The organism is Providencia sp. UF-224 (assembly GCF_058245955.1).
The window spans coordinates 93,829-115,158 of sequence record NZ_JBSICC010000003.1 but is presented as its reverse complement, the minus strand read 5'-3'; the positions used below and the strand labels follow the sequence as shown (position 1 = coordinate 115,158).

Here is a 21,330-nt window from a genome sequence, read left to right as displayed (position 1 = left end):
ATTGATTATTACGATTTATCGCTAGTCGCTGATGCAGCAGGATTAACCGGAGTACGACGTTTCCCAATATTTTTCTTATCGCGATGGCGTACTTTTTCTTTTTTCTTCGTTTGTTCTTCTTTTTTCTTTTCTTTGCGCTTTGCAAGCACTTTTTTCGACGGTTTAGGCTTATTTAACATCGCTTCAGACGGGGCTTTTGTCGTTGGGCGCAAGTCATCGATTACACGCACTTTGATTGGGTCTTCAATGTAACGTGTAATTTTACCCAATAATGGGAAGTCATGTGCTTCAACTAAAGAAATTGCTGTACCTTTACGACCAGCGCGGCCTGTACGGCCGATACGATGCAGGTAAACATCAGCCGTTATTGGTAAGTCAAAGTTAAAAACATGGCTGACATTATCGATGTCTAAACCACGGGATGCGACATCGGTCGCAACAAGAACTTTCACTTGGCCATCAACAAGACGACGAACAGCTTCGTTACGTTTAGCTTGGGGCATTTCACCTTCAAGATAACAAGGCTCGATGCCCGCTTCTCGTAGCCATTGAACCAGTTCACGTAAGCGTTCACGTTTGCGGACGAACACAATCGCTTTTGTCACATCTTTTTGCTTAAGTAAGTGGCAAAGTAGTGCTGTTTTGTGTTCGAGATTATCTGCACGGTAATGAAATTGCTGAATTTTTTTACGTTCGCGGCGAGATGGGTCTGCGTCAATTTCAATTGGATTTTCCAGCAAACGCTCTGCAAAGTCACGAATGGCTTCACCCTCAAGGGTTGCTGAAAATAGCATGGTTTGTTTGCGCCAGCGTGTTTCGCCTGCAATGGTCTCAATATCGTTCGCAAAGCCCATATCTAACATGCGGTCAGCTTCATCAAGGATCAAAATCTCAACGGCACGGCAGTCAAAATTTTCTTCTTTAATGTACTGTAATAAACGACCTGTGGTGGCAACAACGATATCTTGGTTTTCGCTGAAAATTTCAGCGTGATTCATATAGGCAACACCGCCAGTGATTGTTGCAATGTCTAGGTGATTATGTGCACATAATTCTTTTGCTTGGTCAGCAACCTGCATGGCTAATTCACGGGTAGGGGTGACGATCAGAACGCGTGGTGGCCCTGATTTTTTTCTTGGGAAATCAAGTAAATGTTGAATTGCTGGCAGTAAGAATGCCGCAGTTTTACCTGTTCCTGTTGGGGCTGAACCTAAAACATCACGACCATCCATTGCGGCTGGAATAGCAGCAGCTTGGATAGCAGTGGGACGTTGATAGCCTTTGTCTGACAGCGCGTCAATTAAGCTCTCATCGAGATCAAGTTCAGAAAAAGTGGATGCAGTCATGATATACCTCTATTTGGGGCGCTGATTATAAACAGGTTAGCAAAATTGTTCACCTGAAAAAATCCGCTTTTCACCAGTGTAACTGTTTTCAGGTCTGACAGGGAGTGGTAACTCGAGGAAATATCAGCAAAATGGCAAAAGAAATAAGGAGAGTCGAAACTCTCCTCTTTTATATATTTATTAGCTAAGCATATTAATCAACCAAGTATGGTATGGGATCCCCACTAAGTCGATGAGTACGGCACCGCTTAGCGGCACAATCATAAAGGCTTTCATGGAAACCTGTTTATAGCGCTCACACACGGATGACATATTCGCCATGGCATTGGGTGTCGCACCTAAACCGTGACCCATTAGGCCTGCACACATGACGGCTGCGTCATAGTTTTTCCCTAACAATCTAAAGATCACAAAGACGACGAGTAGAATTAAAACGATAACTTGTGCCAATAAAATGGTGAAGAGTGGAAGTGCCACAGCTTTTAATTCCCAAATCTTCAGTGACATCATGGCCATGGTTAAGAACAGGCCTAGCGAGACTTCAGAAATCAGGTCGATAGATTTTTGGTTGATACGAAATAATTCGACCTGATCATTGATATTACGAATGACAATCGCAATGATCATCGCACCAACATAGCTAGGCAATGAAAAACCAGTGGCTTTGGTAAACTGCGCAGAAGCAAATTGGCCAATCACCATGATCCCTAAGATCAAGGCGAGCATTTTTAAGAAAGCATGCGCATCAATAGATTCAATTTTCCCTGCAATAGTTTCAGGCACTTGAATTTTTTCGACTTGATCGTCTGCTTGAATGCGAACGTTGAATTTTTTGATTAGATAGGTGGCGATTGGGCCGCCTAATAAGCTGCCTGTAATCAAACCAAAGGTGGCTGCGGCAATGGCGGCAACTGTCGCCGATTGTACGCCAAGCCCTTCTGCCATACCACCAAAGGCGGCTGCTCCACCATGACCGCCAGTAAGAGATACGCCTCCAGCCATAATGCCAATAACGGGTTCGATGCCTAATAAGTGCGCTAACCCTGCACCAAAGGTGTCTTGGAAAATCACCACAAACCAGCAAATAAATAGGTACATAAATAATAAGCGACCACCTGTTTTGAGAATGCGGAAGCTGCCATCAATACCTATCGTGGTGAAGAATGCGACCATCAAGAAGGTTTGTAAACTGGTGTCGAAATTGATTTCGGCGAGGTTGAATGATTTCAATCCCCAAATGATTAAACTCACTAAAAATCCACCAATTACAGGAGATGGGATACAAAACCGTTGTAACCACTCAATGCGCTTTTTTAAGTGGATGCCCATGAGGAGGCAGATGACGGTGAGGAATAAGGTGGATAGTGCGTCTAGGTGTAGAATCATAAGTTTCCCTTTGTGTTATACCTTTATCTTTCTAGCTACAGCGTTGTTGGCTTCTCTGGCTCACCCTAGTCACATACTCCAGTATGCTCCTACAGCTATCTTCGTTAGCCGCCTAGCTGTAACTTGAAATCTAATAGTTAAAATACTTATTATGAAAAACATTAAAATTCAGATGGTTACAGCTAAGTTGATATTTCTTTTCAAACCTATTTTTATTGTGGTGTTTGAATAGACGCTATCTCAACAGATTGAAGCGAACAGTTTATTTATCAGTCGAATTGTTGTGTTGTTTTATTAGAATAAATATTGGTAAATCAAATAAGCCGCGAGTTTGGCGGTGTGGTTGTCAATATCAAATTCAGGATTGCACTCTGCGATATCGAAGAGGGCGATTTTTTTGCTGCCTTTAATGATGGCAAAAAGCTCATCAAATGTTTCAGTAGAGATACCTTTAGGTGCAGGGGCGCTAACACCAGGGGCAATAGCAGCAGAGAACACATCTAAATCCACCGTGACATATAAATAATCAACGGTATCAATAAATGCTTGGAGTTGCTTAATGGCTTGTGGAAGTTGTGAAAAACTCAGTTGTTTGTCACGAATGTATTGGCAGCTTAAGCGGTCTGCGGTATCGAATAGCACCTTGGTGTTGCCATGATCAGCGATGCCCAAACACAGGTAATGGAATGGGCGTTGATGTTTTTCACATAAATGTGCAGATTGCAAAAAAGGCGTGCCGGAGGTTGCTTCAGGTGCTTCACGTAAATCAAAATGGGCATCAAAATTGATAATACCAATGGTTTTACCTGATTGATTTTGTTCGACATAATCAAATAGCCCTTGGAAGCTGGCAAAGGCAACTTCATGACCACCCCCTAAAATAATCGGGTGCTCATTTGCGGTTAGGCTTTCAATAATTTTATCGGATAAACGACGTTGTGCAGCTTCAAGGTTGCCATCATCACAACTTACGGTTCCCATATCTTTGATCGCTAGTGGCTGGTGGATAGGTAATCCAGCAAGTTGGCGGCGAATGGCATCAGGACCAGCTTTAGCCCCTTGACGGCCTTTATTGCGCCTAACACCCTCATCGGAGGCAAAGCCTATCAACGTAAATTGTGCAGGTGAAACTTTGTTAATGACTTGATGAATACGCAAATGTTCTTGTGTTTCACCATCCGTGCGCCCTTGCCATTGGAAAGGTTGTGTCATAGTTACTCCAAATTAATCAATTTAGTGATGTTATCCGCCGCTTGACGTGTGTGCATAATTAGCTCGTCAATACGGTGAGTTGAACGAAATTCAGGTGCCATAACAGAAACAACTGCTAGTACATCATTTCCTTTAAAGATAGGTGCCGAAGCACCAAATACACCCTCATCAATCTCACTGGTTGATGTGCCATAACCTTGCTTGCGGATCTGTTGTAGATCTTGTTGTAACTTCAGCTTATCTACGTCAGAAATTAGTTGTTTTGCATGTATCTCAAACACTTGTTCTTGGTATTGTGTTTGGTGAAAAGCCAACAATGTTTTGGCACTGGCGCCCTTGATAAGGGTATTACCGCGACCGATGATAAATGAGCAGCGCAAGGCTTGTTCACTTTCAATCATGTCTACACAAATTGTTTCTCGCAGATTTGAGGTAATAATCGCTGCGGTTTCGCGTGTTTTTTTGGCTAATGATTGAAGCTCTGATTTAGTGGCTTCCATCAATAAACTGTGGTGATAGTATTTTTCGTGGTTTTTGATACTCTGCGAGCCGACACAATAGGTACCATACTGCTTTGCATGAGAAACAAATTCCCAATCTATGAGAATTGTTAGCAAGCGATAAACCGTTGATAATGGAATATCCAATGCGGTTGAAATAACCTGTGGCGTCACTGGGGATGCGCAACTTGTGATGTAAGACAAGACATCTAAGGTTCTATTAATGCTGTTCATCGCATCTCCTTTTTTTCGAACTTAACAGTAAAATTTTTACGTCTCAAATATAATTCTCATATTGCAAGAATTATATTGTGGCAAATAGGTTAAACGATGACTTTTATTTGCTCAATATGAGAAAATAGTAAGACTTAGATAAACAGAGTGTGTGGATGAACGAGCAGAAAAAAAAACACCGAAAGGGTGGGTTTACATTTAAACAGTTTTTTGTGGCCCATGACCAGTGTGCAATGAAAGTGGGCACTGATGGCGTTTTGTTAGGAGCGTGGGTGCCTGTTGATGATGTTCAATCTGCATTGGATATTGGCAGCGGGAGTGGGTTAGTTGCGCTAATGTTAGCGCAGCGCCAACAAAATGCACAGATTGATGCGGTTGAGCTGGACGTGCAAGCTGCACATCAAGCCGAAGCAAATTTTGCTGAGTCACCTTGGACGAAGCGATTAAGTATTATTAATCAGGATATTATCCACTATAGTCAGCATTCACACACGCAATATGATTTGATTGTGAGCAACCCGCCTTATTTCGAACCTGCGGTGGCGTGCAGAGATGAACAACGTGAACAAGCACGCTATACAGGCGCATTAACTCATGACGTATTATTAGAATGTGCACAGCGTTGTTTAAAGGAAAATGGGCTGTTTTGCTTAGTATTACCGTATGAAGTTGGTGAAAAAGTGCAAGCCATGGCTGAAGATGGCGGGTGGTTTACAGCGCTGAGAGTCAATGTGAGTGATAAACCTACAACACCATTTCACCGTATGTTATTAGGCTTGCGATTGGTGAATTCACACGCTCAGGTGAGCAATTTAGCGCTAAAAGCACAAAACGGCGAATATACTGAAGATTTTCGTACATTGATCCAGCCGTTTTATCTTAAATATTAAAACCAACGGAATGATTATCCCGTTGGTTTTGTGGCTTATTCCGGTTTTAAAATAGTTGGTCCTGAATTTTCTAACATATCGGGATAGTCTAATGTGTAATGCAGCCCTCGGCTTTCTTTGCGCTCCAAAGCACATCGCACCATTAATTCTGCAACTTGCACAAGATTTCGTAGCTCCAGTAAGTTATTGGAAATACGGAAGTTAGCATAATAGTCGTGAATTTCTTGCTGCAATAAATGAATGCGACGAAGTGCGCGTTCGAGACGTTTCGTTGTTCTCACAATCCCCATGTAGTCCCACATAAACAAGCGTAATTCATGCCAGTTATGTTGGATTACGACTTGTTCATCTGAATTATGTACTCGGCTTTCATCCCACTCAGGTAAGTGCGGCACTTCATCAATATTTTGCAGTGTTGATTTGATATTTTCTGCTGCTGACCAGCCGTACACAAGGCATTCCAACAATGAATTAGATGCCATACGGTTCGCACCGTGTAAGCCAGTATAGCTGACTTCACCAATGGCATATAAGTTAGCGATATCGGTCATACCCGTTTGGTTAACAATCACCCCTCCACAGGTATAATGCGCCGCAGGCACGATAGGGATAGGCTCTTTGGTGATGTCTAACCCTAGCGTCATAAGCTTGGCATAAATGGTTGGGAAATGATGCTGCACAAAATCGGTTGGCTTATGGCTGATATCAAGGTACATGCAGTCTGCACCAAGGCGTTTCATTTCATGGTCAATGGCCCGGGCAACAATGTCACGAGGCGCGAGTTCTTCGCGTTCGTCATAATCAGGCATAAAACGGCTACCATCAGGGCGTTTTAAATAGGCACCTTCACCGCGCAATGCTTCGGTAAGTAAGAAGTTTCGTGCCTGTGGGTGGAATAAACACGTGGGGTGAAATTGGTTGAATTCTAAGTTAGCAACGCGGCAACCTGCCCGCCATGCCATGGCGATACCATCTCCTGACGAAATGTCTGGGTTCGTGGTGTATTGATAGACTTTTGCTGCGCCACCTGTTGCTAAAATAACGGTTTTGGCACGGATCGTTTCAACCTGCTCTTGTTGTCGATTCCAAACATAAGCACCTAAAATACGTGAAGGTGCTTCGCCTTCGGATAGGATTAGGTCAACGGCGTTATAGCGTTCTTTTATATGGATATTTGGGTGAGCAAAAGCAAGGTCAACAAGGGTGGTTTCGACTTCTTTTCCTGTGGCATCGGCATGGTGAAGTATACGACGATGGCTGTGACCACCTTCACGGGTTAAGTGGTACTGAGTTTCGCCACTTTCTGAGATTTCAGTGTCAAATAGAACCCCTTGTTTGATAAGCCACTGTACGCAATCCTTTGCATTTGAAGCGATAAATTCAACGGCTTCTTTATGGCAGATGCCAGCACCTGCAATAAGCGTGTCTTCGACGTGGGACTCTATGCTGTCGGTATCATCAAATACGGCGGCAATACCACCTTGGGCATAATAAGACGCTCCTTCACTAAGACTACTTTTACTCAAAATGGTGACTTGATGAAAGGGGGCAAGTCGTAAGGCGGCGGATAGTCCTGCGACACCACTGCCAATGATTAAAATATCAGTGTAATGCTGTGTGGATCCGTTCATGTGTGTTTGCTGTATATAATAGTATGTAGTGTGTTTTTTTATGTTAGCCTATCAGATTGTCGATTACTATTGCTGGGTAGCGGTTTACAGTCACTATCTTGACTTAGGTCTATTTACTTATTCATGTTGTATTAATGTGATAGCTATAGCATTCATTTGCAAAATCCGTATGCTGTATTCTTGGCCTTCAGGAATTTGTACACAATTGTTTTAATGAGGATCTTTGGGATCTTCGAAAATGAAAAAACAGCACTTTTGTAAATTTTTGACTATTTTTTTAGATTAAATTGAACTTCAATGGTTTCTATAACTCAAAGTAGTGCTTGCTTTAGGATGGGAGAACATGAACAAGTCAACATATTATCAGCCTGAATTCGGGAGATGCTTTCCGAAATGAGCGAGCAATTAACAGACCAATTATTGGTTGAAAAGGTACAAAAAGGCGATCAACAAGCTTTCAACTTACTGGTAATTAAATACCAGCACAAAGTTGCCAGCTTAGTATCCCGTTATGTGCCGCAAGCGGACGTGCCTGATGTGGCACAAGAATCATTTATAAAAGCGTATCGTGCTATCGGCTCGTTTCGTGGTGACAGCGCATTTTATACTTGGCTTTATCGTATTGCGGTCAATACGGCTAAAAATTATTTAGTCGCACAAGACAGACGCCCTCCCGCGTCAGATCTTGAAGCGAGTGATGCTGAAAACTTTGAGAGCGCCGGTGCTTTAAAAGAAATTTCGAACCCAGAGAACTTAATGTTGTCTGAAGAATTAAAGAAAGTTGTTTTCAAAACCATCGAATCGTTGCCTGAAGATTTACGAATGGCAATCACGCTCCGTGAACTTGATGGTTTAAGCTATGAAGAAATCGCGGAAATTATGGATTGCCCGGTAGGAACTGTACGTTCACGCATTTTTAGGGCAAGGGAAGCGATTGATAATAAAGTACAACCTCTGATTCAACAGCACTAATGCTATTAAATCAGCAGATTAATTATAATTGTGATGCAATTAACTGAAGGTAATTGGGCATGCAAAGAGAGAAACTTTCCGCAATGATGGATGGCGAGGCTCTAGATTTAGAGCTTGTGAATGCCATTTCATGTGATTCAACGTTAAAGCAACGTTGGGAGAGCTATCATCTTATTCGTGATACTCTGCGTAATGATACTGGCGATGTCATGCACTTTGATATTGCAAGTAAAGTTGCGGCAGCATTAGAGAATGAAGCTGTGCGTATTAATCCTCAGGTAGTTGTCGAATCGCAGCCTGAACCTGCGACTTGGGGTGCTTTCCCGTTCTGGGGCAAAATCCGTCCTTGGGCAAGCCAAATAACTCAAATTGGTGTTGCGGCATGTGTTTCACTGGCCGTTATTGTGGGTGTACAGCAATACAATCAAAGTAATGCTGTTGATTCCACGGTTGATGAGCCAATGTTTAATACCATCCCTGTTGGAAGTGGCGCGCCTGTGAGCTTAAACATTTCAGACAACCAATTATTTGGTAATGAACAGCAACTTCAACAGGTTGAGCAGCAAAATCAACGTATTAATGCGATGCTGCAACAATACGAAATTGAAAGACGCTCAATGCTGAACCAGCAATATCAACAATCTGAACAACCTGCATCCGAAGCAGGAGTTAAGCTGAAATAATGAAAAAATGGTTATCCGTCATCTGCCTGACGGGCAGCCTGATTATTTCTAATCAAGCTTCGGCATCTGAAATAGGTGCCGATGTTCTTTTTAAAGAAATGGGGAATGCTGCCCAAAACCTCTCTTATGAAATGTCATTTATGACTTTCAGTCCGCAAACAATTACACCTGTAAGATATCGCCACGCAATTATTAACAATATCCCTGTTTCACAAATGATACAGATGGATTCATCTCGCAGGGAAATTGTTCAAAAAGGTAACAGCATCAGTTATTTTGAGCCTGGCTTCGATGCGTTTAGTTTAAATGGCAAAAATATCGTTGATAACTTACCTTCTGTTTTATTTGCTAATTATGAACAGATAAAACCGTACTACAATTTTATTGATGCAGGGCGCACACATATCGGTGATCGGCCTGCTTTAGTGATCCGCATAATATCGAAAGACAATTCTCGATTTAATTATGTACTATTAATTGATGAGGAAACGAAACTGCCATTACGTATTGATTTGCTGGATAACAACAGCCAAACATTAGAGCAGTTTCGGGTTATCTCTACAGTGCTAGACAGTAAAACAGTAAATGATTCATTACTTGCACTGAGTAAGGTAAATATGCCGCCGTTGTTAGTGTACCCTAAAAATGCAGCGCCATCTTTCAAATGGCAAGTGGGTATGCTTCCTCCTGGTTTTGAAGAAACATCGCGTTCTATACGTAAATTAAGTGAGGACGACGTTGTGGAAAGCGCAATGTTCAGCGATGGGTTATTTACCTTCTCAGTTAATGTGACGAAATCGGCGAAAGGTCCATTGTTAGACCAACCTATGCAAAATGGGCGTCGTTCAATTTATACAATGACACAAAAGCAAAATGTCATTACTGTAATTGGTGAATTACCTTTGCCAACGGCACAAGTTATTGCAGGTAGTGTTCAGTTTCGGGAGTAGGTTATGGTAAAAGAGTGGGCAACTGTCATTCGTTGGCAAAACGGAAGAGCATTACTACGTTATGGTTCTTCATCAGGATGCGGAAGTTGCGGTGCTCGTAAAACGTGTGGTTCTTATGCGCTGAGTAAAATAGGACCAAACACGGAACATGAATTGGAAATTGCGATTGAACAGCCTTTGGTTGAAGGGCAAAAAATCGAAGTTGGTATTCCTGAAGGAAGTTTAATTCGTTCGGCAATGCTGGTGTATTTAACACCGATTTTAGGATTGTTTATTTTTGCAGGATTAGCTCAATCGTTTGATTTTAGCCAATTTTTAGTGGCTGTTTCTGGTGTGTTAGGTGGCGTGATCGGCTTTTATACCGCACGGAAATTTGCTTCTCATTGGCGTGATGATGACGCATTTCAACCTGTCGTCTTGCAAATAGGCTTACCACCTTCTGAGCTTTCAGTGCAGGTTAACTGCTAAATATCAATAGATTGTATTCAATTCATTATTTGATACCATGATAAAAAAGAGGAAAACGTAATGTTTTCCTTTTGTGGTTTATTGAGTTTAATAACCAATTAATTGATTTTTCTGTCTCTTTTGAGATAAGAATCAAAAGAAACTCGTTATTGTTCGTAATAAATGAGTATTTTGAGGGTTAAATTAGCGCTAAATTAGTGTTCTAACTCATTAACCTTTGGCAAGTTTACAGTTGTTTTACATTGAATCTTTGTGTTAGCGGGGTCTTATATGTAAAATGCTGCTAATTAACAATCTTGTGATAATCATAGCATTTTAGTTTTGTCGCGATATTTGCACAAAGCTGATTTTGTAAGGCAATTTAAAAGAAGATATTACCTTGAAAATCAATAATATAAGAAACTTTTCTATCATTGCTCATATCGACCATGGCAAGTCCACATTATCTGACCGCATTATTCAGATTTGTGGTGGTTTAACGGATCGCGAAATGGCAGCGCAAGTTCTAGACTCAATGGATCTGGAACGTGAGCGTGGGATTACCATCAAAGCACAGAGCGTTACGCTTGATTATAAAGCTTCTGATGGTGAAACCTACCAACTAAACTTTATCGATACTCCTGGCCACGTTGACTTCTCTTATGAAGTTTCGCGTTCTCTTGCCGCGTGTGAAGGGGCGCTTTTAGTTGTCGATGCAGGGCAAGGTGTTGAAGCACAAACACTCGCTAACTGCTATACCGCGATTGAAATGGATTTAGAAGTCGTTCCTGTTTTAAACAAGATTGACTTACCTGCGGCAGACCCAGAACGTGTCGCTGATGAGATTGAAGACATCGTTGGTCTTGATGCCCACGATGCAGTTCGCTGTTCTGCAAAAACCGGTATTGGTGTTCAGGACGTGATTGAACGTCTTGTTAAAGAGATCCCACCGCCTGTTGGTGATGTGGATGCACCTCTACAAGCGTTGATTATTGACTCGTGGTTTGATAACTACTTAGGCGTTGTTTCATTGATCCGGATTAAAAACGGTTCACTGAAAAAAGGCGACAAAGTTAAAGTCATGAGTACAGGGCAGGTTTATAACGCCGACCGCCTTGGTATTTTTACACCAAAACAAGTTGACCGTGATGTACTTAGTTGTGGCGAAGTGGGCTGGTTAGTCTGTGCGATTAAAGACATCACCGGTGCGCCAGTGGGGGATACCTTAACAGGTGCTCGTAACCCTGCGGAAAAAGCACTTCCGGGCTTTAAAAAAGTCAAACCACAGGTTTATGCCGGTCTGTTCCCTGTGAGTTCCGATGATTACGAAGGTTTCCGTGATGCGCTGGGTAAACTTAGCTTAAACGATGCTTCGTTATTCTATGAGCCAGAAACATCAACTGCCTTAGGTTTTGGTTTCCGTTGTGGTTTCCTTGGCTTACTGCACATGGAAATCATCCAAGAGCGTTTAGAGCGTGAATACGATCTTGACCTGATTACCACGGCACCAACGGTAGTGTATGAAGTTCAGCAGACCAATGGTGAAATTGTTTATGTAGATAGCCCATCAAAACTGCCTGCATTAAACAATATTGAAGAGCTGCGTGAGCCAATCGCTGAGTGCCACATGTTAATGCCTAAAGAATACTTAGGTAACGTGATTACGCTTTGTATTGAGAAACGTGGCGTTCAAACCAATATGGTCTATCATGGTAATCAAGTTTCATTAACTTATGAAATTCCAATGTCTGAAGTGGTACTGGATTTCTTTGACCGTTTGAAATCGACATCTCGTGGTTATGCTTCATTGGATTATGCATTTAAACGCTTCCAACCATCAGATATGGTTAGGGTTGATGTGCTTATCAATAACGAACGTGTTGATGCATTAGCGTTAATTACGCACCGTGCAAATTCACAATACCGAGGCCGTGAGTTAGTTGAAAAAATGAAAGAACTGATCCCGCGCCAGCAGTTTGATATTGCGATTCAAGCCGCGATTGGTAACCATATTATTGCTCGTTCTACAGTTAAACAGCTGCGTAAAAACGTACTTGCCAAATGTTATGGTGGTGACGTTAGCCGTAAGAAGAAACTGCTACAGAAGCAAAAGGATGGTAAGAAACGTATGAAACAAGTGGGTAACGTTGAGCTACCACAAGAAGCGTTCCTTGCTATATTGCACGTTGGTAAAGACAACTAAGTTTACAAGGAGTCTCAATGGCTAACACCTTTGCCTTGATCCTAACACTGGCAACCTTAATCACTGGGATTATTTGGTGTTTAGATAAGTTTAAATTTGCGCCTGCGCGCAAAGCAAAACTTAAGCAGTTACAGGATGCAACAAATGGTGCAGTGAGTGAGGCGGATGTAGCGAATGCTGTCCGCCGCCCTTCATGGCTAGAAACAGGAACATCTATTTTCCCTGTTCTAGCTATTGTACTGATTGTACGCTCATTTATTTATGAGCCATTTCAAATACCATCTGGGTCAATGATGCCAACGCTATTAGTTGGTGACTTTATGTTGGTTGAGAAGTTTGCTTATGGTTTAAAAGACCCTATTACACAAACGACCTTGATAGAAACAGGTAAACCAAAACGTGGTGATATTGCGGTATTTAAATACCCGCGTGACCCCAATGTCGATTTTGTTAAACGTGTAATTGGCCTCCCGGGCGATAAAATTGTTTATAACCCGGATGCGAAAGAACTGACGATTTACCCAAATTGTGCTGATAACAAATGCACAGAAAACTTACCAATTACTTATGGGCCATTGGACCCGAGTGAATGGACAATGTTTTTTGACGTTGCATCGGTTGTTGATAGCCAAAAAGGGAACTATGAAGTTCCATTGGATCAAGAATTACCACGTAATGCACTGAGACAATATGAGCGTAGCGAAAAATTAGGTACGGTTGAACACCAAATCCTAATTATTCGTCAAGCAATCACTGAAGCAAAATATATACAACCAGGTATGCCATTAAACGAATGGATTGTTCCTGAAAAACAATATTTTATGATGGGTGATAACCGGGATAATAGTTCTGATAGCCGTATGTGGGGCTTTGTACCGGAGCAAAATTTAGTTGGTCGAGCTGTGTTTATTTGGTTAAGCCTCGATAAGCAAGAAAACGAATGGCCAACAGGCATTCGCTTTAGTCGAATTGGTCCACTATAATTCCATAGATTGGATATGCCAGCAGTGAAGGTGCGGGTTTTCATTTGAAAATCCGCATTAACCGAAGCATTATTATTTTACCCAGTGTACAATATAATTTACTTAATATTATTGGCTCCCCAATTATAACTCCTTTCTTTTATAACTCATTGTAACTAATAAAGTTTAAATCATTAGTTTTACTGAGCTGCAAAAAATGTGGGTAGATAAGGAGTCAGTGCAAACGCAACAGTTTTGTAAAATAGACTATTTTACAGGTCTGTTGCGTGTGCTTTTTTATCAAATAAAAATGGTTGGGCGCACATGAACCCCTCTTTAGTAGAAAGATTACAACGTAAGCTTGGTTATCAATTCAAACAACATGATTTGTTGATTCAGGCGTTAACACACAGAAGCGCAAGTAGCAAACATAATGAACGCCTAGAGTTTTTAGGGGATTCAATTTTAAGTTTTGTGATTGCAAATGACCTCTATCATCGTTTTCCAAAAGTGGACGAGGGTGATATGAGCCGGATGCGTGCAACACTCGTTCGTGGGAATACATTGGCAGAAATTGCTCGTGAGTTTGAACTCGGTGAATGTTTACGCTTAGGTCCGGGGGAATTAAAAAGTGGTGGATTTCGCCGAGAATCTATTCTTGCCGATACAGTAGAAGCGCTGATTGGCGGTATTTTCTTAGACAGCGATATTCAGACGATCGAAAGAATTATTTTAGATTGGTATCAAAGCCGACTAATTGAAATTAGTCCGGGTGATAAACAAAAAGACCCGAAAACACGGTTACAAGAATATCTGCAAGGGCGTCACTTACCATTACCGAACTATTTAGTAGTTCAAGTAAAAGGTGAGGCTCATGATCAGGAGTTTACGATCCACTGCCAAGTGAGTGGCATCGAACAACCCATCCATGGTGTTGGTTCAAGTCGTCGTAAAGCAGAGCAAGCCGCAGCAGAGCAAGCATTGAAAATTTTGGAGCTTGAATGAGTGAATTACAATCCCACTGTGGTTTCGTTGCCATAGTTGGACGGCCGAATGTCGGTAAATCGACATTATTAAATCAATTACTGGGGCAAAAAGTCTCGATTACATCGAGAAAGCCACAGACGACTCGCCATCGTATTATGGGGATCCACACAGAAGATAATTACCAAATTATCTATGTTGATACCCCAGGATTACATATTGAAGAAAAACGTGCGATTAACCGTTTAATGAACCGTGCGGCATCAAGCTCGATCGGTGATGTTGAACTGGTTATTTTTGTTGTCGAAGGTACTAACTGGACCGCTGACGATGAAATGGTGCTGACTAAGTTATCAAGCTTACGTTGCCCTGTCATTTTAGCTATCAATAAGATTGATAACGTGACGGATAAAACGGTTTTATTGCCACATATTGGCGCGATTAGCCAAAAAATGAATTTTTTAGACGTTGTGCCAATCAGTGCAGAAAAAGGCACTGGCGTGGATACTATCGCTAAAATTGTGAAGCAACATATTCCGGAAGCAGCACATCACTTCCCGGAAGACTATATTACAGATCGTTCTCAGCGTTTTATGGCGTCAGAAATGATCCGTGAGAAGTTAATGCGCTTCTTGGGTGATGAACTACCTTACTCCGTTACTGTTGAAATTGAACAATTTAAAGTTACTGAAACGGGTATTTACCATATCAATGGCTTAATTCTTGTTGAACGCGAAGGCCAGAAGAAAATGGTCATTGGTAACAAAGGTAGCAAACTGAAAACCATCGGTACGGAAGCTCGTATTGACATGGAACGCATGTTTGATAACAAAGTTCACCTCGAGCTTTGGGTTAAAGTTAAATCAGGCTGGGCGGATGACGAAAGAGCATTACGCAGTCTGGGTTATGTTGACGATCTAAAATAGTAGGTGGCGAAGTGAGTGGTTGGCAACGCGCGTTTGTACTCCATTCAAGGCCTTACAGTGAAACAAGTTTGTTACTTGATTTCTTCACTGAAGGTGAAGGGAAAATTCGCTTACTGGCTAAAGGTGCCCGCCGAAATCGCTCTCCTTTAAGAGGCTGTTTACAGCCTTTCACACCTTTGCTAATCCGTTGGAGCGGCAAAGGTGAAATCAAAACTCTAATCAATGCTGACCCTGTTTCGTTGGCACTTCCTCTGAGTGGAACTGTCCTTTATAGCGGTCTGTATCTTAATGAATTAACCGCACGTGTACTTGAGTTTGGGACGCCGTATTCCGCGCTATTTTTTGATTACCTTTCATGCTTACAAGTCCTAGCTGCGAGCGAGCGTACTCCTGAGTTTGCCTTACGTCAGTTTGAGCTGGCGTTGCTATCTTACCTGGGTTATGGCGTTGACTTCTTACATTGTGCAGGTAGCGGGGAAGCTGTTTCTGACACAATGACGTACCGTTACCGAGAGGAAAAAGGCTTTATAGGCAGTTTAGTTGTTGACCAACTCAGTTTTACGGGCAAACAACTAAAAGCACTCGCAAGTCGTGATTTCCCTGATGCTGACACCTTAAAGGCCGCTAAGCGTTTCACTCGCATCGCGTTAAAACCTTATTTAGGTGGTAAACCACTAAAAAGCAGAGAGTTGTTTAGGCAATTTACTGTTTCACCCGCCACTTCAAACAAATCAAACTAATCTTTCATTATTGATTTTATTTATATATTAGCTGCTATGTTTTGTTTGAGTCCTTTTTATGTTTTCCTGCTTATCCTTTCTAACTTATCGCGTTCAACTGTGTTTGTTGTACCTAATTTTATGGTGTTAAACCACTAAGTTTTGCGCCTCATCATAAAGTTTACGAAGCGCTTCGCAAAAATTTTATCCCTTACATGCAATAACCTAGCTGTTTTGGAATTTGCCTCGAATGATATGAGATTTATTCCCCGAACCTTGAAAATTACAGTAGGATAGTGGCATTGAAATATCGGTTACCGTTTATTGAAGGGAGTATAAAATGGCAGAGCTTTTATTAGGCGTTAATATTGACCACATTGCGACAGTCAGAAATGCAAGAGGAACACAGTATCCCGACCCTGTACAGGCCGCATTTGTTGCTGAACAAGCAGGCGCAGATGGTATCACCGTACATTTACGTGAGGACCGCCGTCATATTACGGATAGGGATGTTGCGCTACTCAACGAAACAATACAAACGCGCATGAACCTTGAAATGGCAGTGACAGAGGAAATGGTTGATATTGCGTGTCGAATTAAACCTGCATTTTGTTGCCTTGTGCCGGAGAAGCGTGAGGAAGTCACCACTGAAGGGGGCTTGGATGTTGCAGGTCAAAAGCAAAAAGTGGCAGATGCAGTGAAGCGCTTAACGGAAGCAGGTATCTTAGTCTCTCTCTTTATTGATGCTGACCATGCACAAATTGATGCTGCACAGGAATGTGGGGCTCCATTTATTGAAATCCATACAGGGACATATGCGGATGCCAAAACGGAACAGGAACAAGAGTTAGAGTTTCGCCGTATTCGCGATGGCGTCACTTACGCTGCGGGTAAAGGTATCAAGGTCAATGCAGGGCATGGTTTGACTTACCATAACGTTCAGCGCATTGCGCAGTTGCCTGAAATTTATGAGCTAAATATTGGTCATGCAATTATTGGTCGTGCTCTATTTAGTGGATTGGCACAGGCGGTTGCCGATATGAAAAAAATCATGTTAGAAGCGCGCAAATAATGGCAATTGTTGGGTTAGGAACGGATATCGTCGAAATAACACGCATTGAGTCGGTTATTGAACGCACTGGCGATAGCTTAGCAAAGCGAATTTTGACTGAAAAAGAGTTTTTGCAATATCAACAGCAAGCAAAACCAGCTCGTTTTTTGGCAAAACGCTTTGCAGTTAAAGAAGCCGCCGCTAAAGCGTTAGGGACGGGGATCCGTAATGGTCTGGCTTTTAACCAATTTGAAGTGACAAATGATGAACTAGGTAAGCCATTGCTGCATTTAAAGGGCGAAGCATTAAAGCTAGCTAACAGTTTGAATGCAACCTGTTTCCATGTCTCTATCACTGATGAGCGACATTATGCGTCAGCGACGGTGATCATAGAACGCCTTGGCGAGTCTGCCTAACGGGTAAGGCATAACGCTGTCAGTGCTATATCTGGCAGCGTTAAGAATCAAAATGAAGTGTGGGTGGGCGATAAGCCTAAATTTTATCAGCGTGGTGTATTGCGACGAACTTATCCCACAATTGTTCTTCAGTTTCAATATGCTGAGGATCAGTAATGATGGTGTTTGTTATAGGGCAAACTGACTGGCATGTCGGTTTATCATAGTGACCAACGCATTCGGTACATAGTTTTGCGTCGATTTCATAAATTTCAGCGCCCATAAAAATTGCGTCATTAGGGCATTCGGGTTCGCACATATCGCAATTGATACATTTTTTGGTAATTAACAGTGCCATTTATAATAACTTGCATTCAATTAAGTTAATAATCAGTAACTTATATCTTGCACCTATTCGTTACTTCCAGTTTAGATTTTACTTAAGCTATATTTCGTATTGAAAAGCAGAAGGTTGTAATACAGAACCACTACATTTTACATGTAAACGATGTATTAGTCGGTGTGTTTAGGTTCCGTAGTAATAAGTCTATTTTAAACGTCCTGAGCTGCGGAGTCGAATAAATTACACCAATACTCGATTTCATCCATGATTAATATCATGATAACAAGAGATTATAAAAATCGTGATGTAATTAGACGCTGTACTGAAATTGTATTTAAGTTTACTCGACTATCAAAAAAGATTTTTATAATTATCTCTTTTGAAAGAAATTTCATTTTATAAATTCTGTGGTTAAATGAATTAAAGTGGTATCCTTTTGGGTTTTATTTAACATGTTGTTTTTTATATGAAAAATCAAATTTAGATATTATTCACAAATAGCTGAATCTATGGTAGTAATAATAAAAAAATATAAAGGAACGTAAACATGTTCGAAAATCTCGGGGTTCTTAACTTCTGGACTTACCTTGCTGGGTTAGTCTTCATTATTATTGTGCCAGGGCCTAACTCAATTTATGTGCTTAAAACGAGTACCTCTAGTGGTGCTCGGTATGGCTATCGAGCTGCGCTTGGGGTCTTTGCCGGTGATGCTATATTGATTTTTTTATCCTTTATCGGCGTAGCATCCGTGATTAAAGCTTCACCAACCCTTTTTATGATTGTTCGCTATCTTGGCGCGGCTTATCTTTTATATCTAGGCTGTAAAATTTTATATGGCACATTAAAGCGCAAGTCACAGGGTGAGAGTGAAGAGGCTGCTGTGGCAACTAAATCAGAAAATCATTTTGTGCGTGCTTTGGTGTTAAGTCTGACAAATCCAAAAGCGATTTTGTTTTATATTTCGTTTTTTATTCAGTTTGTTGATTTTAACTATGCAAATGCATGGGTGCCATACCTTGTGTTGGCTACAATCTTAGAGTTAGTCAGCTTTTTATATTTAAGCATACTGATTTTTAGTGGTTATTTAATTGCTAAGTTTTTACGTGAGAAAAAAATTCTCGCAAAATTGGGAAATTGTACCGTTGGGGCTTTCTTTATGGGCTTTGCCGCAAAACTTGCATTGAGTAATTAGTGTGTAAGGTGAATTAACCACCTGACTAAGATTTAAAATTGCAGTCACTCTGACATTTGGTAATAATTAGCTTTCGAGTTAATTGTCCAGAGGTAAGAGTGACACAAATAGAAATTGATGAATATTGGATGAAGCAAGCCCTTGAACTTGCATTGAAAGCGCAAGATGTTGGCGAGATCCCAGTTGGTGCATTGTTAGTTAAAGATAATCAGTTAATTGCCTCTGGTTGGAATCGTTCGATTATCGACCATAACCCGACTGCTCATGCAGAAATTATGGCTTTGCAACAAGCAGGGCAAACGTTGAGCAATTACCGTCTGCTTGATACCACGTTGTATGTCACTTTAGAGCCTTGCATAATGTGCGCTGGCGCGATGATCCATAGCCGTATTGGTCGTGTTGTCTATGGCGCAAAAGACTTCAAAACAGGGGCTTGTGGTTCTTACATCAATATCATGGAACAAGCAGGGCTAAACCACTATGTGGAAGTCACTGGCGGAATTTTAGAAGACGCGTGTTCTTCAATGCTGAGTGCTTTTTTTAAAATGCGCAGAGCACAGAAAAAAGAACAAAAGCGCCAACAAAATTAGCGCTTTGTGAGTTGATTTATGCGTGCTGATTAAGGTGCAGTATCAGGCACTTTAAGCGGGGAAATTGATGCAGGCTTTTGACCTAATTCAGTATCTTGTAAGTCTGGATGCAATGAAATAAGGTATTGGCCAAGTGACGTTTTGACCTCTTCACTGCTATTTTGAGGTAGCCTTGATGAGTTCAATTCGCTTAAATGACTAACATTGTCTTTTTCAGGGATGGGAGATTGATTTTCAATTGCTTTTGACCCATCGGTTTTTAAATTCTCAGGCAAAATTAAATAAGTTAAAGACTGCTGGGCGATATCGAGTGCATGTTGCTTACGTTCTTGACTTTGAAGATACCCCACCAGGCTTTGATGATATCGCCGAATATTTTCCACATAACGATAAGCCTCATGGCCGCGCGCATAACCATAAGTGAGCTGTGAGTAATATTTTTTCTGAGTTAACAGTGGAAGGCGTGCTTTCACATCGAGCCACCTATCGGGGTCACCACCAAGCATCTGAGTGAGTTTTCGCACATCCAACATATGCCCATAGCCCATATTATAAGCAGAAAGTGCAAACCAAATGCGGTCATCTTCCGCGATAGTTTCTGGCAATCTTTCCATGATATAAGCAATATACGCGGCGCCACCTTTAATGCTTTCTTCCGCATCTAACCTGTCAGCGATACCCATGGTAGCTGCCGTCGGTTTTGTTAGCATCATTAAGCCCCGAACACCCGTTGGTGAAGTCGCAAGGGGGTCCCAATGAGACTCTTGCCATGCAATCGCAGCGAGAAGTTTCCAATCAATAACTTCAGCGTATTTTTCAAATAACGGCTGATATTCAGGTAGCTTATTATCTATTGCCTTAATAAATGCCATCGTATCGAAATAATCGAACGATTCTACATGGCTAAAATATTTTTCATTTAAGCGCGCTAATAGCTCCGTTTCATTGCCTTGATTGAAAAAATCAAGCAGGGCAGCATCTAAGCTGTTTTCATCACCACGACGCATATACCACGTGACCGCGTGATCATCGAGTAAATCAAAGGCGACAGCGATTTGTGGGTGAATGCGCTGTTGTAATGCAACCGCAATGGAGTCTTCAAGGGTATAGTCGATTTCACCATCAGCAAGCATTTCAAGGATTTGATTGGTATTGTATTTAGATGTCTCTTCCCATTTTAAATTTGGATATTCTTTGGCGAGCTCTTTTAAGGTACTCGCGTGGGCAGTTCCAGAGGTGACAAGCAGCTTACCGTTGATGTCATTAAATGATTTCGGCCGTGTTGAACCTTTACGATAGACCAATTGTTGAGTTACCGTCAGGTAACTTGGGCCTGTTTTTGTCTTAGTTAATCGGTCTTTATTATACAAAAGCCCAGCAACAGCGATGTCAGCATCACCATTTTCGAGGTCATCAAATATTTGCTCGAATGTTGGGCGGATAGTGATTTTAAGTTTGACTCCTAGGTACGAAGCAAAGCCTTGAGCAAGTTCGTAGTCAAAACCACGAAGCTGTTTTTGCTCATCTATATAGATAAGTGGCGAGCTGACGGCACTAATACGTAATTCACCTTGTGACAGTATTTTATTAATTTGTGAATCTTGCGTATTGGGCCAGCGGATATTAAAGCCGATGACCATTGAAGCCAGTAGCGCGATAACCACGATGATTAAGTAGTTAACTTTTAAGTTATTCAAATAATAATTTCTCGTGC

The 21,330-nt window shown here is 41.5% G+C and carries 21 protein-coding genes; 14 read left to right on the top strand and 7 right to left on the bottom strand.

Annotated elements, in window-relative coordinates:
• Positions 1 to 8: 8 nt before the first annotated feature.
• The 4 genes from srmB to AC4IFO_RS04540 all read right to left on the bottom strand — a co-directional run bounded on the left by srmB (position 9) and on the right by AC4IFO_RS04540 (position 4,678).
• Positions 9 to 1,346 carry an ATP-dependent RNA helicase SrmB gene (gene srmB, locus AC4IFO_RS04555; RefSeq protein WP_490732210.1) on the bottom strand — a complete coding sequence of 446 codons (1,338 nt, stop codon included), beginning with the start codon at positions 1,344 to 1,346 and terminating at the stop codon, positions 9 to 11.
• A gap of 180 nt (positions 1,347 to 1,526) precedes the next feature.
• Positions 1,527 to 2,732 (bottom strand): sodium/glutamate symporter, encoded by a 1,206-nt coding sequence (gltS, locus tag AC4IFO_RS04550; RefSeq protein WP_490732208.1) that lies wholly within the window; start codon positions 2,730 to 2,732, stop codon positions 1,527 to 1,529.
• A gap of 294 nt (positions 2,733 to 3,026) precedes the next feature.
• A complete protein-coding gene (gene hutG / locus AC4IFO_RS04545; RefSeq protein WP_490732206.1) occupies positions 3,027 to 3,944 on the bottom strand; it encodes a formimidoylglutamase in 918 nt (305 codons plus the stop codon).
• A 2-nt stretch (positions 3,945 to 3,946) separates the two neighbouring features.
• Entirely contained in the window at positions 3,947 to 4,678 is a 732-nt protein-coding gene (locus AC4IFO_RS04540; RefSeq protein WP_490732204.1) for an IclR family transcriptional regulator, read from the bottom strand.
• Positions 4,679 to 4,833: 155 nt separating this feature from the next.
• On the opposite strand from AC4IFO_RS04540, the gene trmN reads away from it, so the two are divergent.
• Positions 4,834 to 5,568, top strand: coding sequence for a tRNA(1)(Val) (adenine(37)-N(6))-methyltransferase TrmN (trmN, locus tag AC4IFO_RS04535; RefSeq protein WP_490732202.1), 735 nt, complete (start codon positions 4,834 to 4,836; stop codon positions 5,566 to 5,568).
• Between the two features lie 35 nt (positions 5,569 to 5,603).
• On the opposite strand, the gene nadB is transcribed toward trmN, so the two are convergent.
• The gene (nadB, locus tag AC4IFO_RS04530; protein WP_490732200.1) at positions 5,604 to 7,199 is read right to left on the bottom strand and encodes an L-aspartate oxidase; all 1,596 of its coding nucleotides are present in this window, start codon (positions 7,197 to 7,199) and stop codon (positions 5,604 to 5,606) included.
• 393 nt (positions 7,200 to 7,592) lie between these two features.
• Here nadB and rpoE point away from each other — a divergent pair, with 393 nt between their 5' ends.
• The 11 genes from rpoE (at position 7,593) to acpS (ending at position 17,512) form a co-directional block, all read left to right on the top strand.
• A complete protein-coding gene (gene rpoE, locus AC4IFO_RS04525) occupies positions 7,593 to 8,171 on the top strand; it encodes an RNA polymerase sigma factor RpoE (RefSeq protein WP_219246909.1) in 579 nt (192 codons plus the stop codon).
• Positions 8,172 to 8,230: 59 nt separating this feature from the next.
• Positions 8,231 to 8,854, top strand: coding sequence for an anti-sigma-E factor RseA (gene rseA / locus AC4IFO_RS04520; protein WP_490732198.1), 624 nt, complete (start codon positions 8,231 to 8,233; stop codon positions 8,852 to 8,854).
• On the top strand, positions 8,854 to 9,804 hold the full coding sequence (rseB, locus tag AC4IFO_RS04515; RefSeq protein WP_490732196.1) for a sigma-E factor regulatory protein RseB: 951 nt from the start codon (positions 8,854 to 8,856) through the stop codon (positions 9,802 to 9,804). Before rseA ends, rseB begins: the two co-directional genes overlap by 1 nt.
• Positions 9,805 to 9,807: 3 nt before the next feature.
• Complete coding sequence (rseC, locus tag AC4IFO_RS04510; protein ID WP_490732195.1) at positions 9,808 to 10,272, top strand: SoxR-reducing system protein RseC; 465 nt, start codon at positions 9,808 to 9,810, stop codon at positions 10,270 to 10,272.
• Between the two features lie 385 nt (positions 10,273 to 10,657).
• Positions 10,658 to 12,454, top strand: coding sequence for a translation elongation factor 4 (gene lepA, locus AC4IFO_RS04505; protein WP_490732422.1), 1,797 nt, complete (start codon positions 10,658 to 10,660; stop codon positions 12,452 to 12,454).
• A 17-nt stretch (positions 12,455 to 12,471) separates the two neighbouring features.
• Positions 12,472 to 13,437, top strand: a complete 966-nt coding sequence (gene lepB, locus AC4IFO_RS04500) for a signal peptidase I (RefSeq protein WP_353243423.1) — start codon at positions 12,472 to 12,474, stop codon at positions 13,435 to 13,437.
• Positions 13,438 to 13,740: 303 nt separating this feature from the next.
• Positions 13,741 to 14,421: a ribonuclease III gene (gene rnc, locus AC4IFO_RS04495; protein ID WP_206082511.1), complete on the top strand. Its 681-nt coding sequence runs from the start codon at positions 13,741 to 13,743 to the stop codon at positions 14,419 to 14,421.
• Positions 14,418 to 15,326, top strand: a complete 909-nt coding sequence (gene era, locus AC4IFO_RS04490) for a GTPase Era (RefSeq protein WP_219246923.1) — start codon at positions 14,418 to 14,420, stop codon at positions 15,324 to 15,326. The genes rnc and era overlap by 4 nt, the downstream gene beginning before the upstream one ends.
• An 11-nt stretch (positions 15,327 to 15,337) precedes the next feature.
• Positions 15,338 to 16,066: a DNA repair protein RecO gene (gene recO / locus AC4IFO_RS04485; protein WP_490732192.1), complete on the top strand. Its 729-nt coding sequence runs from the start codon at positions 15,338 to 15,340 to the stop codon at positions 16,064 to 16,066.
• 319 nt (positions 16,067 to 16,385) lie between these two features.
• Entirely contained in the window at positions 16,386 to 17,117 is a 732-nt protein-coding gene (gene pdxJ / locus AC4IFO_RS04480) for a pyridoxine 5'-phosphate synthase (protein ID WP_490732191.1), read from the top strand.
• Positions 17,117 to 17,512 (top strand): holo-ACP synthase, encoded by a 396-nt coding sequence (gene acpS / locus AC4IFO_RS04475; protein ID WP_490732190.1) that lies wholly within the window; start codon positions 17,117 to 17,119, stop codon positions 17,510 to 17,512. Before pdxJ ends, acpS begins: the two co-directional genes overlap by 1 nt.
• Before the next feature lie 76 nt (positions 17,513 to 17,588).
• Here the strand turns inward: acpS and AC4IFO_RS04470 are convergent, their stop codons facing one another.
• On the bottom strand, positions 17,589 to 17,849 hold the full coding sequence (locus AC4IFO_RS04470) for a YfhL family 4Fe-4S dicluster ferredoxin (RefSeq protein ID WP_490732189.1): 261 nt from the start codon (positions 17,847 to 17,849) through the stop codon (positions 17,589 to 17,591).
• Between the two features lie 532 nt (positions 17,850 to 18,381).
• On the opposite strand from AC4IFO_RS04470, the gene leuE reads away from it, so the two are divergent.
• Together leuE and tadA are read left to right on the top strand one after the other, a co-directional pair.
• The gene (leuE, locus tag AC4IFO_RS04465; protein ID WP_490732188.1) at positions 18,382 to 19,026 is read left to right on the top strand and encodes a leucine efflux protein LeuE; all 645 of its coding nucleotides are present in this window, start codon (positions 18,382 to 18,384) and stop codon (positions 19,024 to 19,026) included.
• A 98-nt stretch (positions 19,027 to 19,124) separates the two neighbouring features.
• On the top strand, positions 19,125 to 19,616 hold the full coding sequence (gene tadA / locus AC4IFO_RS04460) for a tRNA adenosine(34) deaminase TadA (protein WP_490732187.1): 492 nt from the start codon (positions 19,125 to 19,127) through the stop codon (positions 19,614 to 19,616).
• A 29-nt stretch (positions 19,617 to 19,645) separates the two neighbouring features.
• Here tadA and mltF read toward each other — a convergent pair whose 3' ends face one another.
• Positions 19,646 to 21,313: a membrane-bound lytic murein transglycosylase MltF gene (mltF, locus tag AC4IFO_RS04455; RefSeq protein WP_490732186.1), complete on the bottom strand. Its 1,668-nt coding sequence runs from the start codon at positions 21,311 to 21,313 to the stop codon at positions 19,646 to 19,648.
• Positions 21,314 to 21,330: the final 17 nt, after the last annotated feature.